Source organism: Spiractinospora alimapuensis (assembly GCF_018437505.1).
Classification (GTDB): domain Bacteria; phylum Actinomycetota; class Actinomycetes; order Streptosporangiales; family Streptosporangiaceae; genus Spiractinospora; species Spiractinospora alimapuensis.
On sequence record NZ_CP072467.1, the window covers coordinates 2,887,079 to 2,901,304 of the forward strand.

The 14,226-nt window shown below is 69.3% G+C and carries 11 protein-coding genes; all 11 read left to right on the forward strand.

The window, feature by feature from the left end; genetic code table 11:
• The first annotated feature begins 92 nt into the window (after window positions 1-92).
• The 11 genes from J4H86_RS13245 (at window position 93) to J4H86_RS13295 (ending at window position 14,183) form a co-directional block, all read left to right on the forward strand.
• A complete protein-coding gene (locus tag J4H86_RS13245; RefSeq protein ID WP_236543801.1) occupies window positions 93-1,589 on the forward strand; it encodes a serine hydrolase domain-containing protein in 1,497 nt (498 codons plus the stop codon).
• A 144-nt stretch (window positions 1,590-1,733) separates the two neighbouring features.
• A complete protein-coding gene (locus J4H86_RS13250; protein ID WP_236543802.1) occupies window positions 1,734-1,988 on the forward strand; it encodes a hypothetical protein in 255 nt (84 codons plus the stop codon).
• A 290-nt stretch (window positions 1,989-2,278) separates the two neighbouring features.
• On the forward strand, window positions 2,279-3,499 hold the full coding sequence (locus tag J4H86_RS13255) for a Tm-1-like ATP-binding domain-containing protein (RefSeq protein ID WP_236543803.1): 1,221 nt from the start codon (window positions 2,279-2,281) through the stop codon (window positions 3,497-3,499).
• Window positions 3,496-4,323 (forward strand): phosphoenolpyruvate hydrolase family protein, encoded by an 828-nt coding sequence (locus tag J4H86_RS13260; protein WP_236543804.1) that lies wholly within the window; start codon window positions 3,496-3,498, stop codon window positions 4,321-4,323. Before J4H86_RS13255 ends, J4H86_RS13260 begins: the two co-directional genes overlap by 4 nt.
• 268 nt (window positions 4,324-4,591) lie before the next feature.
• A complete protein-coding gene (locus J4H86_RS13265) occupies window positions 4,592-5,023 on the forward strand; it encodes a cupin domain-containing protein (RefSeq protein WP_236543805.1) in 432 nt (143 codons plus the stop codon).
• A gap of 9 nt (window positions 5,024-5,032) precedes the next feature.
• Complete coding sequence (locus J4H86_RS13270; RefSeq protein ID WP_236543806.1) at window positions 5,033-5,896, forward strand: branched-chain amino acid ABC transporter permease; 864 nt, start codon at window positions 5,033-5,035, stop codon at window positions 5,894-5,896.
• Entirely contained in the window at window positions 5,893-6,984 is a 1,092-nt protein-coding gene (locus tag J4H86_RS13275) for a branched-chain amino acid ABC transporter permease (RefSeq protein ID WP_236543807.1), read from the forward strand. Before J4H86_RS13270 ends, J4H86_RS13275 begins: the two co-directional genes overlap by 4 nt.
• The gene (locus tag J4H86_RS13280; RefSeq protein WP_236543808.1) at window positions 6,981-8,285 is read left to right on the forward strand and encodes an ABC transporter substrate-binding protein; all 1,305 of its coding nucleotides are present in this window, start codon (window positions 6,981-6,983) and stop codon (window positions 8,283-8,285) included. The genes J4H86_RS13275 and J4H86_RS13280 overlap by 4 nt, the downstream gene beginning before the upstream one ends.
• Window positions 8,272-9,129 (forward strand): ABC transporter ATP-binding protein, encoded by an 858-nt coding sequence (locus tag J4H86_RS13285; RefSeq protein ID WP_236543809.1) that lies wholly within the window; start codon window positions 8,272-8,274, stop codon window positions 9,127-9,129. Before J4H86_RS13280 ends, J4H86_RS13285 begins: the two co-directional genes overlap by 14 nt.
• A gap of 31 nt (window positions 9,130-9,160) precedes the next feature.
• Window positions 9,161-13,381 (forward strand): ThuA domain-containing protein, encoded by a 4,221-nt coding sequence (locus J4H86_RS13290; protein ID WP_236543810.1) that lies wholly within the window; start codon window positions 9,161-9,163, stop codon window positions 13,379-13,381.
• A gap of 94 nt (window positions 13,382-13,475) precedes the next feature.
• Window positions 13,476-14,183: an ABC transporter ATP-binding protein gene (locus J4H86_RS13295; protein ID WP_236543811.1), complete on the forward strand. Its 708-nt coding sequence runs from the start codon at window positions 13,476-13,478 to the stop codon at window positions 14,181-14,183.
• The last annotated feature ends 43 nt before the right edge of the window (window positions 14,184-14,226 follow it).

Here is a 14,226-nt window from a genome sequence, read left to right on the forward strand (position 1 = left end):
GTCCCGGCGATCGGCGCGTATCCCTATCGACATAGGCGGACGGTGACGCCCGGGAGAGCCGTTACGGCGGTGCTCCTCCTACCGTCTGGCGCATGCGAGATTTCGTGCGTGGTGCGGTCCTGGCGTTCTCCGTCGCGGCGGTCACCGCGACCGCCGGGACACCGGTGGCCGTCGGTGACGAGGAACCGTCGGCGACGGTCGAGGAGTTCCTGGCCGAGGCGGTCACCGGGGACACACCGGGGATCGCCGTCGCGGTCGTTCGCGGGGACGAGATCGTCGACGTCTCCGCGGCGGGCACCGCCGGGAGCGGACGGGACCTCACCCCCGACACACCGATGCGGATCGACTCCCTGTCCAAGTCGTTCACCGCCACCGCGGTCATGCAGCTGGTCGAGTCGGGAGACGTTGAGCTCGACCGCCCGGCTCGGGACTATCTGCCGGAGTTCGAGGTCCACGACCCGCGCGGCGCGGACATCACGGTGCGCCACCTGTTGAGCCAGACCTCCGGGATGAGCGACGCGACCGCCCCACCCCAGTACCGTGCGGACGCTCGGACGCTGGAGGAGGCCGTGGAGAGGCTGGAATCCGCGAGCCTGGCCTCGGAACCGGGCACCGAGTTCGAGTATCACAATCCCAACTACCACGTGCTGGCACGCCTCGTGGAGGTGGTCGCCGACCAGGACTTCGACGCCTACCTCGAGGACAACGTCTTCGAACCGGTGGGCATGGACTCCACCCGGCACGTGGCCACACCGGCGGTCGAGGTTCCGGGGCTGGCGCGGCCGCACACGGTCGCGTTCGGCCACGGCATCCCCCATGACGAACCGGAGTACTTCTTCGGCGGCTCCGGCGGAGTCGTGTCCACGGCTCGGGACATGGCGAACTGGCTGTGGACGCAGAACAACGGCGGACGCACCCGCACCGGCGATCGCGTCCTCTCCCAGGAGTCCCTCGCCGAGACCCACCGACCGCAGACCCCGGACGGCCCCGCGGCCGACTACGGCTTCGGTTGGTACCACGCGGAGTCCGCGGAGGGACCACCCGTACGGACCTCACACTCCGGAGCCGGCAGCGGATTCAACTCCTACCAGGGCCTCTTCCCCGAGTCCGACTACGCGATCGCCGTCCTCACCAACCACGGCCCCGAACTGATGGCGGTCCAGGCGAGCGTGCAAGCACAGAACCTGCTCGCCGAACTGGATCCCACCATCCCACCCCTGTCGCAACCTGGCGGAACGCTCGGAACCGACATGGTTCTCGGTGCGGCGACGCTGGTCACGCTCACCGGAGTCGCCCTCGGTCTCCTCCGTGCCCGACGGTGGGCCGCGCGTCGTCGCGGGAGGTCGGGAGTGGTCACCGTGCTGCGACTGCTTCCCCTCGGAGTCGTCGCCGTGTTCGTGTCCCTCGTTCCGGTGCTCCAGCTCCTCGTCCTCGGCCGCACGGCGAACTGGTCCGTGCTCACCTCGGTCCTCCCGGTCGGGGTGACCTGGTTGCTCACCCTCGGCGTCGGGTGCGTCGCGGTACTCGTCACGCGGAGCCTCCTGCTGCTGGCGCCCCGCCCGCGGGGACTCCGGTCGCCGACGCCGTAGTGGGAGTCCGTGCGAGGCTCCGGCTTCCTTCGACCGAGTGCGGCCATGCTCCGGATTCCCAATGATTCGGCGGCACGTGGGTAGGTTCCCCGCTGGCGCCTCGGAGCGACCGGGGCGTGTGCGTCCCCCACCGGAGGTCCCCCCATGGCCCACCAGAACGAACACCGCGACCGCTCGGAGGGGAGCCCCGGTGCCGCCCTCGCCGTCGCGATCGCCACGTTCGTGTGCTGCAACTTCCTCGGCGGTGTGCTGGGCATCGTGTTCGCCGCGATCGCCATGTCCAAGGACCCCGGGCCGGAACGCGAACGCTTCGTGAACTACGCCTGGATCGCGATCGTGGTCGGGGTCGTGCTGTCCGCGATCGGTGCCCTCGTCATCTACAGCGGGGGTGCGTTCTAGCGCGTCCGAGCGACCACGTCGCGGCCGTCGGACGTGGGACGGGACGTGGGACCGATGCCGCGCGTCCCGGCTCCGTGGACTTTCCCGGCCGGGGCCGTGCGGGAGGCGCGGCGGCGACCGCACATTTTTGGGCCCTGTCTCAATCGTTTCTGGCTTGCTACGATCTGGACAACGAAATGTGAAGTCCACGATACGAAATCCCAATCGGACCCCGTGTCGCACGGCGCGACAACTGAACAGATGACTACCGTCTCTCCCGTGAGAGAGACCTGCGCCATTCAGGGAGCACGATGAGTCCCCCCATCGCCCTCCTCGGCACCCTCGACACCAAAAGCGCCGAATACCGGTTCCTCTCCGGCCAGATTCGCGCCGCGGGCTGCACGCCCGTCCTCGTCGACACCGGCGTCTTCGGCTCCGGTGGGTTGACCCCCGACGTCACCGCGGAGGAGGTCGCACAGGCGGCGGGAGCCTCCCTCGCCGATCTCCGGGCGGCGGAGGACCGGGGCGCGGCCGTCGCCACGATGGCCGACGGCGCCGCCGCCGTTCTCAGCCGCATGGCGCGGGAAGGCCGGGTCACCGCAGCCCTGGCCATGGGAGGCTCGGGCGGGACCTCCATCGCCGCCCACGCCATGCAGTCCCTGCCGGTCGGCTTCCCGAAGCTCATCCTGTCCACCGTCGCCTCCGGCGACACCCGCCCGTACGTCGGCGCACGCGACATCGCGATGATGCACTCCGTCGTGGACATCGCCGGCATCAACCGGGTCTCGGCTCCCATCCTCGCCAACGCCGCGGCGGCCGTCGCGGGCATGGCCCGCGCCCACGCGCCGGAGCTGGCCACCCACCCGCTCCTGGGCGCGACCATGTTCGGCGTCACGACGCGGAGCGTGGACGCCGCCCGCCAACGACTCGAGGCCGCCGACTACGAGGTCCTCGTGTTCCACGCCACCGGCACCGGCGGCGACTCGATGGAGGCGTTGCTCTCCGACGGGTTCCTCAGTGGCGTCCTGGACGTCACGACCACGGAACTCGCCGACGAGCTCGTCGGCGGCGTCATGGCCGCCGGCCCGCAGCGGCTCCGCACCGCCGGACGGCTGGGCATCCCCCAGGTGGTCTCGGTCGGAGCGCTGGACATGGTGAACTTCGGCGCCGCCGACACCGTGCCGGCACAGTTCGCCGACCGGCTCCTCTACCGGCACAACCCGAACGTCACCCTCATGCGCACCACCCCCGAGGAGTGTGCGGAGCTGGGACGACGCCTCGCCGAGCGGCTGAACGCCGCCACCGGACCGACCGCCCTGTACCTTCCACTCCGTGGGGTCTCCGCGCTGTCGGTGGCCGACGCCCCCTTCCACGACCCCGCGGCCGACGCCGCCCTGTTCGCCGCACTGCGCCGGGACATCGACGCCGACCGGGTCGAGCTCGTGGCGATCGACACCGACATCAACGACCCCGACTTCGCGGCGGCCATGACCGACCGACTCATCGCACTCACCCGGGAGACCGCACCGTGAACCGCGAACAGGCACTGTCCCGCCTTCGAGCCGTCGTGAACGCCGGCGGCGCCGTCATCGGCGCCGGAGCGGGCACCGGACTGTCCGCCAAGTGCGCGGAGGCCGGTGGAGTCGACCTGATCATCATCTACAACTCGGGCCGCTACCGAATGGCGGGGCGTGGCTCCCTGGCCGGCATGCTCCCCTACGGCGACGCCAACGCGATCGTGCTGGACATGGCGCGCGAGGTCCTGCCCGTCGTACGCGACACCCCGGTCCTGGCCGGGGTGTGCGGCACCGACCCGTTCCGCCGGATGGAGGTCTTCCTGCGCGAGGTCAAGGCACTGGGTTTCGCGGGGGTGCAGAATTTCCCGACGGTCGGCCTCATCGACGGCGTCTTCCGCGCCAACCTCGAGGAGACCGGAATGGGTTTCGACCTCGAGGTGGACATGGTCCGCCAGGCTAGGGAGCTCGACCTCCTCACCGCCCCCTACGTCTTCACACCCGCCGAGGCCGAAAAGATGGCCGCGGCCGGCGCCGACGTGCTGGTCCCGCACATGGGCCTCACCACGTCGGGTTCGATCGGCGCCCAGACCGCCATGACTCTGGACGAGGCGACCGAGCGGGTCCAGGAGATCCGCGACGCCGCGGTCAGGGTCTCCCCCGACCTCATCGTCCTCTGCCACGGCGGCCCCATCGCCGAACCGGCCGACGCCACCCACGTGCTCGCCCACACCCACGGCGTCAGCGGTTTCTTCGGCGCCTCCAGCATGGAACGGCTTCCCACCGAGGAGGCCATCACCGCCACCACCCGCAGGTTCAAGGAACTACGTCCGACCACCTAGTCACCGTGGTTCGCGGTGCCCGTCGCGGCCCCGCACAACCAACGGTGGGAGCCCTCCCACCGCCTCCACGACGAACGTCGCCCGCCAACACCCCGGCAACGTCGCCGACACCGCCGAATGTGAGCGCAAACATCCACAACGCGGATGGCTCCCGGCACACACCGACATCTCCCCGCGTCCGCCCCGAAACGGCCCCAGACGCCGCGCCACCATTCCTGTGACCAGTACGAACCAGCGACCAATACACCGAACCCACCAAGGAGAACCGATGACCGAGAAACACACCGCGGTCGATCCGCACCGCCTGCCCACGATGACCTTCGACTGGGGGTCGGTGAAGTGGTACGTCCAGCCGGACACCACTCCCGGCGCGACCCTGTCGTTCGGCGAGGTCGTCCTCAACCCGGGCAAGGGTCACGAGCGCCACAACCATCCCACCGCGGAGGAGGTGCTGTACGTCCTGTCGGGGACCGGAGATCAGATGCTGAACGACGAGGACCCGTTTCCGGTACACGCGGGCGACGTCATCCACGTGCCGCGCGGGATGTACCACAGCACCCTCAACACCGGTTGGTCCCCGATGCGGCTCATCGCGCTGTACAACCCGGGGGGCGCGGAGGAGCGTGCCCTCGCCGAACTGCCTGACTTCCGGGAGGTCCCCCCGGGTTCGGTTCCCGTCTTAAGACGTTCCACCGAATGAGGGGGAAGCGTGCAGCAGTTCCTGCTCATCCTGCTCAACGGTCTGACCTCCGCCGCCCTGTTCTTTCTCGTAGCCAGCGGCCTCACCCTCATCTTCGGCATGATGCGGGTCGTCAACCTGGCCCACGGCGGGTTCTACCTGCTCGGTGGCTACGTCGCGTTCAGCGCGGGGCGGGCGGCGGACTCCTGGGTGCTGGGTGTCGTCGCGGCCGTCGTGGCCGTGGCCGTCCTCGGTCTGGCGATGCACCAGATCCTGCTCCGCTGGTTCGAACAGCAGGACATGCGCGTCGCGCTGGTGACGATCGGGGTGTCGCTGATCCTCGCCGACCAGCTCCTCTTCGTCTACGGTGGCCGGGCCTACGAGGTCAGCGTCCCGGACCCACTGCGCGGCCCCGTCGACCTGGGCTTCCTTGACCTCGTCTACCCCAGGTACCGCTTCCTGCTGATGGCGCTCGCGATCGTGGTCGGCATCCTGCTGTGGCTGCTCATCACGCGCACCCGGTTCGGCATGATCGTCCGCGCGGGCGTCGACGACCGGGACATGGTCTCCGCGACCGGAATCAACGTACGCCTCGTCTTCGCCGCCGTCTTCCTCCTCGGCGCCGGCCTCGCGGGACTCGCCGGAGCCATCGGTGGTGGTGTCTTCTCCCTCGCCCCCACGACCGACGTCGAGTATCTGCTGTACGCCCTCATCGTGGTGATCGTCGGAGGTATGGGATCCATCCCGGGTGCCGCCATCGGAGCGCTCCTGGTCGGCCTCGTCTCCCAGCTCGCCCTCGGCTACGCCCCTCCACTCGCGTCCATTCTGACCTTCGGCCTGATGATCGTGGTCCTCGCGGTCCGCCCGCAGGGCCTGATGGGGAGGCCCGCATGACGTCTCCGATGGTGGCGGCCTCCTCGCGGCGACGCCCACGCGTGACACGCGTCGCGCTGGGAGTCGTGCTCGTGGTCGTCTTGGTGCTCTTCCCCCTGGTCGTCCCACGCCCCGACTTCTGGGTCGTGAGCATCGGCATCCGAGGACTGTGGCTGGGCATCATCGCGCTCAGCCTCACCTGGCTCGCCAAGCACACGGGCCTGCTCTCCCTGGGGCAACTGACCTTCTGGGGGGTTTCCGCCTACACCGTCGCGATCCTGGCCACCACCTACGACCTCAGCTACGCGGTCGCGATCCCCGCGGGCGTCCTCCTCGCCACCGCGGTGGGCGCGCTCGTGGGAATGGTGGCCGTACGCACCCAGGGCGTGTACTTCCTGATGGTCACGCTCGCCGTCTCACAGCTCGCGTACTTCCTCGTCCTCAACGCCGCCGACCTGACCCGGGGACACGTCGGCATCAGCGTCCCCCGCCCGGAGTTCCTCGGCCTCTCCCTGGACGACCGCAACGTCTTCTACTACCTGTCCCTCCTGGTCGCCGGACTGCTGTTCGTGACCTGCTGGTACCTCAGCCGCACTCCGTTCGGCCTGGCGCTGCAGGGGATCCGGGACAGCCCGGACCGGATGCGGGCCCTCGGGTACAACGTCTACCTGCACCGGGTCGCCGCGTTCACCGTCTCCTCCGGCATCGCCGCAGTGTCCGGTGTTCTCGCCCTGTTCTACAACGGCCGCGTCACCCCCGGCGGTATCGACCTGATGCGCTCAATCGAGGTCCTCATCGTCTCGGTCCTCGGTGGGATCGGCGCGCTCGCCGGATCCTTCCTCGGCTCCTTCAGCCTGACCACGCTGCAGAACTTCGCCCAGGAGGACTTCATCGACCTGCGCCGGATGACCCTCACCGGCCTGGTGTTCCTGCTGGTGCTGTTGTTCTTCCGTGGCGGCATCGTCGACCTGCCCCGACAACTCCGCGTCTACGCCCGATCGGCGCTCCGACTCCCCGACCGGGTGCGGGGCCGGCACCGCGTCGGCTCCGCACCTCCCACTCCCCCCATCGCGACCGAACCCCGCGACGATCCGAAAGGCTCACCATGACCCTCCCCCCTCGCTTCCCGCCACTCTTCGGACGCCTCCCCACCCTGGCCGCCCCCCTGGCACTGGTCCTCGTCCTCACCGCCTGTGGCCAGTCCGACAGCGACGGCGACGGCGACGACCCGAACCTCGACGGCGGCGCCGCCGAGGAAGCCGACGGTGACGAGCTCGTCATCGGACGCATCAGCGCTCTGGAGGGCGCCTTCGCCGACGGTGCCGAGGACGGTGAACGCGGCGTGGAGATGGTTCTCGACGAGTACGACCACCAGGTCGCCGGCCGGCCGATCCGCACCATCGTGGAGAGTTCGGACACGACCCCGGAGACGGCGGTGGATCGGGCCCGCAAACTCGTGGAACAGGACGGCGTGGACATCATCCACGGCCCGCTTTCGGGTTCCGAAGGGGTCGCCCTGGCCGACTACGCGACGTCGGTACCGGACGTGACCTTCGTCGACGCCGCGTCCGGGAGCGCCGAGACCACCCTGGAGGACCCGGCCGACAACTACTTCCGTTGGCACTCCGAGGGCGCGATGTGGGCCGCTCCCATGGGGCCCTACGCGGTCGAGGAGCTCGGCTACGAACGTGTGGCGACACTCGCCGAGGACTACGCCTTTCCCCACTCCCAGATCGGTGGGTTCCTGGACGGCTTCTGCGGTGCCGGCGGGGAGGTCGCCGAGACGTTCTGGGTGCCCCTCGGGGAGAGCGACTACAGCTCGATCATCGCCCAGATCCCGGAGGACATCGACGCGATCTACGTCTCCGTGGGCGGCTCCGACGCCGTCGACTTCATGGGGCAGGCGATCGACTTCGGTGTGGACGTCCCCATCATCGGCGGCTCGATCCTCGTCGACGAGACCGTGCTGGGCGCGGAGGGCGAGATCCGGGACGCCGCCCTGGGCACCGTCGCCTCCGGAAGTATCCCGACGGCCGACGCCGACATCCCGGAGTGGCAGGACTTCGTCTCCGGGTACCAGGAGATGCACCCGGACGGTTTCGACGTGCCGTCCAACTTCGCGCTGCTGTACTACAACAGCTTCAAGTCGTTGCTGCTGAGCCTGGAGGAGGTCGACGGCGAGGTCGAGGAGGACGGCGGTGAGGCGCTCCGCGCCGCGATGACCGACCTGGAGTGGGACTCCCCCATCGGTCCCCTGGCGTTGAACGAGAACCGACAGGCCGCCAGCGACGTGTTCATCTACGAGATCGTGGAGGACGACGACGGTGGCCTGACCACCACGCAGCGGCACACGGCCGAAGGGGTGGAGCAGGGGGACGCCGTATGGGAGCGGCTCGATGACTGCCCCTGACCGCCCCGCCCCACGACCCACCGGGCCCCGCCGCGAGTCCGACGCCGGTGTCGGCTCGGAGGTGGCGTTGCGCGTCCGCGGCCTGGGGAAGCGCTTCGGCGGGGTGCACGCCGTGGCGGGGATCGACCTCGACGTGACCCGTGGCGAACGCGTCTCCGTCATCGGGCCGAACGGGGCGGGCAAGTCCACTCTGTTCAACCTGGTCGCCGGCGAGGTGCGTCCCAGCGCCGGGCGGGTGGAGATGTTCGGTGAGGACGTGACCGGGCACAGCGTGCAGGCGCGCGCCCGGCGCGGCCTCGCCCGCACCTTCCAGACGTCCCGCCTGTTCGCGGGCCTCACCGTCAGCGACAACCTCTATCTCGCGCTCTCCGGCCGACCGGGCGGCGTCGGACGCCTGCGGGCCTCGGATCGCGACACGGCTCGCCGCCGCCGGGCCACCCGACTCGCCGACGACGCGGGGCTGGTCGAAGCCCTGCACACCGTCGTGGGCGAGCTGTCCCACGGTGAGCAGCGGCAACTGGAGCTGGCGATGGCGCTGGCGACGGACCCCTCACTCCTCATGCTCGACGAACCAGCCGCTGGTCTCTCCCCCACCGAACGCCGCACCCTCACCTCCACCCTGCGGCGGTTGAGCCCACGGGTGACGCTGCTCCTGATCGAACACGACATGGACATCGCGCTGGTCATCGGAGACCGCGTCGTCGTCCTGGCCGACGGCGAACCGCTGCTGGAGGGCACGGCGGACGAGGTCCGCTCCAGCGAGACCGTCCGTCGCGTCTATCTGGGCGCGGGCAGCGTCACCGCCGCGGACACGCCCGTCCCCCCGACCGACCCCAACGACTGAGCGACCCACCGGACTCTGAAGGAGGAGTCAGTTGAGATCCCCCCAGCACGCCGGGACGGCCTCCGTCCTCGCGGGCAGCCTGCTCCTGATGTTAGCGACGGCGCCGCCAGCCAGCGCCGACACCGACCACGAGATCCTCTTCTTCCACGAGACCACCGGATTCCGACACGACTCGATCGAGACCGCCTTGGAGACCGTCGAGGCCCTGGGCGCGGAGCACGGCTTCGGCGTCACCGAGACCCAGGAATCGGAGGAGGTGTTCACCGACGACGGTCTCGCCGCGTTCGACGCCGTCGTCTTCTTCACCGACGGCGAGGGCACCCTGAACGAGGACGAACGAGCGGCCTTCGAGCGGTTCGTCAACGACGGCGGCGGAGTCGTGGGGCTGCACTCCGCATCCAACATGGACACCACCGACTGGCCATGGTGGGAGGACCTGATGGGTGGCGCGTTCTTCACCAACCACCCCTCGGGCGACGACCAGTTCCAGACCGCCACGATGCACGTGGAGGAACAGGGGCACCCGTCGACCGCGCACCTGGACGAGACGTGGGAGTGGGAGGAGGAGTGGTACAACTTCGCCGCCAACCCGCGGGACGCCGGGGTCCACGTGCTCATGACCGTGGACGAGGACACCTACACCGGCGGCGAGATGGGCGACGACCACCCCGTCGCGTGGTGCTCCGAGTTCGACGGGGGACGCACCTTCTACACCGCGCTCGGCCACGAGAGCCACTACTACGACGACTCCGACTTCCAACAGCACATCCTGGGCGGGATCCAGTGGGCGACCGGAGCCGAGGACGGCGAGTGCGGCGAGCCCCGCGACAGCGCCCCCGGTGAGGCGGCGTTCGAGCGGGTGGCGCTCGACGACAACACCGCGAACCCGATGAAGCTGGACATCGCGTCCGACGGGCGGGTGTTCTACACCGAGCTCGGTGGCGCCCTGAAGATCCACCACCCCGACGACCAGTCGGTGACGGTCGCGGCGGAACTGGACGTCTACCGGCAACACGAGAACGGCCTGGTCGGGGTGGCGCTGGATCCGGACTTCGACGAGAACCAGTGGCTGTACCTGTTCTACACGGATCCGGAGATGGACACCGTGGACGGTACGGACGGCGGGGTACAGCACGTCTCCCGGTTCACGTTCGACGACGCGACCCAGCAGCTCGACCTCGCGTCGGAGGAGATCCTGCTGGAGATCCCGCACCAGCGCCAGGAGTGCTGTCACACCGCGGGCGACATCAAGTTCGGCCCCGACGGCGCGTTGCTCATCACCACGGGCGACGACACCAATCCGTTCGGCTCCAGCGGCTTCGCGCCGATCGACTACCGGGACGGCCGCGCCCCCTGGGACGCCGCGCGTACGTCGGGCAACACGGCGGACCTGCGCGGAAAGGTGCTGCGCATCGTGCCGCTCGACGACCCGGGTGGGGAACCTGGGCTTGGCAACACCTACACCGTACCCGACGACAACCTGTTCACCGAGGCCAACGACACCTGGCACCACCTGTTCCCCGGCGGGAGCTTCGACCCGGAGCTCGGATACCCGGAGATCTACGCCATGGGTGTGCGCAACCCGTTCGGGATGGCGGTGGACCAGGTGAGTGGTGAGGTCTGGGTCGGAGAGGTCGGTCCCGACTCCAACCCCTCGGGCGGCCACGACGAGAACCGCGGTCCGCGCGGGTACGACGGCTGGAACCGAATCACCGAGGCGACCAACTTCGGCTGGCCGTTCTGCACCGGGGACAACGAGGCGTACCGCCAGTGGGACTTCGCCACTCAGACCCCCGGCGACTTCTACGCCTGTGACGACGGCCCGGTCAACGACTCGCCCAACAACACCGGCCTGGACCAGCTCCCCGCCGCGCAGCCGCCGGAGATCTGGTACCCGTACTGCCCCTACACCGCTGACCCGCCCTTCCCGGAGATCCCCAGTGGCGACGTCGAGGGCGGCCAGAACTACGGGTGCGGCCGAGCCGCCTACATGGGCGACTTCTACGAGTACGACGACGCCAACGCCGACACCGAAGCGTTCCCCGCGAGCTTCGACGGAACCCCGTTCCTGCTGGAGTGGGAGCGCGACGTCATCGCCACCATCGACCGGGACGACGCCGGCGACTACGTGGCCGGGTCCTTCACCGAGTTCATGCCCGAGCACCGGTTCGACGACGACCAGCGGTTCCGCAAGCCGCACGACATGAAGTTCGGCCCCGACGGACAGATGTACCTCATCGAGTGGGGCGACGAGTTCAACTTCGGTGGCGGTGGGGTCAACCCCGACTCGGGGCTGTACCGGATCAGCTACACGGAGGAGGGCCGGACCCCCATCGCCCGGGCGGAGGCGGATCCCGACAACGGGCCGCTGCCGTTGGACGTGGAGTTCTCCAGCGCGGGCAGCACCGACCCCGACGGGGGTTCGCTGGAGTACGCCTGGGACTTCGGTGACGGGACGACCAGCACCGAGCCGGACCCCGAGCACACGTTCACCGACGCCGGCGCGTACACCGTCCAACTCACCGTCACCAACGAGGGAGGCCGCTCCAGCAGCTCCAACGTGACCGTCACCGCCGGCAACACCCGTCCCGAGGTCACCATCGAGTTCCCCGGGCACGGCGGGTTCACGGAGTGGGGAGACGAGGTTCCCTACGAGGTGTCCGTGGTCGACGCCGAGGACGGCTCGATCGAGGACGGTTCACTCGACTGCTCCGACGTGACGATCGACCTCGGCCTATGGCACGACCCCGGTGAGGGCGAACACGTGCATCCGGGGCCCAGCCTCGACGGATGCGCCGGCATGATCGAGATCCAGGACGAGGCCGACCACGGCCCCGGGCACGACATCGCCCAGGTGGTCACCGCCTCCTACACCGATTCCGGCGGCGAGGCGGGAACACCGCCGCTGACCGGTGGCACCAGCCACTACCTCCACCCCAAGCGGCAGTTGGCCCGGTTCTACGAGGACTCCTCGGGCGATCCAACGGTCGTCTCCGTGGACGATCCGGAGAATCCCTACACCGCGCTCGCGGACCTGTCCGACGGGGACTGGGTCTCCTACCATCCCGTGGACCTGCACCAGGCGAACCCGCTGGCGTTCCGGGTCGCCTCGGCCGGCGGCGGCGAGATCGAGATCCGCGAGGGCGCGGCCGACGGACCCGTCCTCGGGACGGTCGACGTGCCCGACACCGGTGGCCGGCTCGACTGGACCACCGTGGCGACGGAGGTCGAGGACCCCGGCGGGACCGTCGAACTCGTCCTAGTCGCCGGAGGCGACAACCCCGTGAGCGTCGGGTTCTACGAAGCCTTCGGGCAGGGAGTGTCGGCGGAGGCACGGCCTTGGGTCCACCTCACCGAACCGCTCCCCGGCCAGGACCACGAGATCGGGTCCGACATCACGGTCACGGCGGAGGCCCACGCTCCGAACTCCACGATCCGCTCCGTAGAGTTCTTCGCCGACGGAGAGCCCATCGGGACGGTCAACGGTAACCGGGGCAACGGCCGACAGCCGTTCAGCATCACGTGGGAGGACGTCGACGAGGGCCTCTACGACGTGACGGCGGTGGTCACCAACCGCCACGACGAGTCCACCGAGTCCCACGTCCAACGCGTCTTCGTCGGGGAGGAACGGTCCGTCAGCGACGACTTCGCCGGCGACTCACTCGACGAGATCCGGTGGGATCGACTCGTGCGCCCCGACCACGACCTGATGGGGGTGTCCGACGGACAACTCCACCTGGAGACGACCACGGGCGACATCTTCGGCGACGCCAACGACATGCCCAACATCGTGCTCCAGAACTCTCCGGAGGGGGACTGGGCCATCCAGACCCGGATGCACGCACCCCTCATCCGCAACTACCAGAACGCCGGGCTCATGGTCTACGACGATGACGACAACTACCTCAAGTTCGGGTTCGTGGTGACGAGCGAACCAACCGAACCACGGTCCGTCAGCGTCGAGGCGGCCCCCGAGGTCGACGGTTCGCCCACGGTGTTCAACGAACCGGCCCCCACGGAGGTGAACGACTGGTGGCTGCGCATGACGAGGTCGGGTGACTCCTACACCCTGGACTGGAGCACCGACGGGGAGGAGTGGAACACCATGTCGGAGGTTCCGGAGATCGAACTGGGAGCTCCCGCGTTCGGGGTGTACGCGACCGGCAGTGGCCTCCAAGGGGAGAACGAGAGCGTCACGGTCAGTTGGGACTGCTTCGAGTTGATCGACGAGGGAGAGGAAGTCTGCGCGTAGGATTCCCCGCCGGACGTCACCCGGCGACCCCTCCGGCGGCCGAGCCCCCCCCGCTCGGCCGCCGGCCCCCGCGAACCCCCGGTGAGGAGCCGTCATGACCACGGGGAACCGGCTGACCGTCAGGAACCTCAACGCCTACTACGACCAGGTGCACATCCTGCAGGACGTGAGCTTCGAGATCGGCGCGGAGCCCGTGGCGATGGTCGGACGCAACGGCATGGGCAAGACCACGCTCGCGCGGACCCTGACCGGGATGCACCCGGCGCGGTCCGGTTCGATCCTCTTCGCCGGTACGGAGCTCAGTGGCAAGCCGCCCTACCGAATCACGCGTGCCGGAATCGGCTACGTCCCTCAGGGGCGACGGATCTGGCCGTCGCTCAGCACCCACGAACACCTCGCGATGGTGGGGGCCCGGTCGGACGCGCGCTGGAACGTGGACGCCGTCTACGACCTGTTTCCCCGACTGGCGCAGCGCCGCGCCGTCGGCGGCGCACAGCTCTCCGGCGGAGAACAACAGATGCTGGCCATCGGGCGTGCCCTGCTCACCGACCCGGCGCTGCTCATCCTCGACGAACCGTCCGAAGGGCTCGCCCCCGCCATCATCGACCACCTGGCCGAGACTCTGCGAACCCTCGTGCGGGAGGGGCAACAGGTCCTGCTGATCGAACAGAATCTCGCGTTCGCCACCGCCATCGGCCACGACATCCTGGTCATGGTGAACGGTCGCATCGAGGCCGTCCTCTCCGCCTCCGAACTCCTGGCCGACGAGGCCCTCCAGAATCGTTACCTCGGGGTCGCGTGAGCCCCACCGAGTAGGACACCGAACGACCGCGCCCGCCCCGGCA

Excerpts from the sequence above, each read along its gene's own strand:
- J4H86_RS13255 (WP_236543803.1), top strand. The coding sequence starts at position 2,279 with ATGAGTCCCCCCATCGCCCTCCTCGGCACCCTCGACACCAAAAGCGCC.
- J4H86_RS13265 (WP_236543805.1), top strand. The coding sequence starts at position 4,592 with ATGACCGAGAAACACACCGCGGTCGATCCGCACCGCCTGCCCACGATG.
- J4H86_RS13275 (WP_236543807.1), top strand. The coding sequence starts at position 5,893 with ATGACGTCTCCGATGGTGGCGGCCTCCTCGCGGCGACGCCCACGCGTG.
- J4H86_RS13245 (WP_236543801.1), top strand. The coding sequence starts at position 93 with ATGCGAGATTTCGTGCGTGGTGCGGTCCTGGCGTTCTCCGTCGCGGCG.
- J4H86_RS13285 (WP_236543809.1), top strand. The coding sequence starts at position 8,272 with ATGACTGCCCCTGACCGCCCCGCCCCACGACCCACCGGGCCCCGCCGC.
- J4H86_RS13295 (WP_236543811.1), top strand. The coding sequence starts at position 13,476 with ATGACCACGGGGAACCGGCTGACCGTCAGGAACCTCAACGCCTACTAC.
- J4H86_RS13280 (WP_236543808.1), top strand. The coding sequence starts at position 6,981 with ATGACCCTCCCCCCTCGCTTCCCGCCACTCTTCGGACGCCTCCCCACC.
- J4H86_RS13250 (WP_236543802.1), top strand. The coding sequence starts at position 1,734 with ATGGCCCACCAGAACGAACACCGCGACCGCTCGGAGGGGAGCCCCGGT.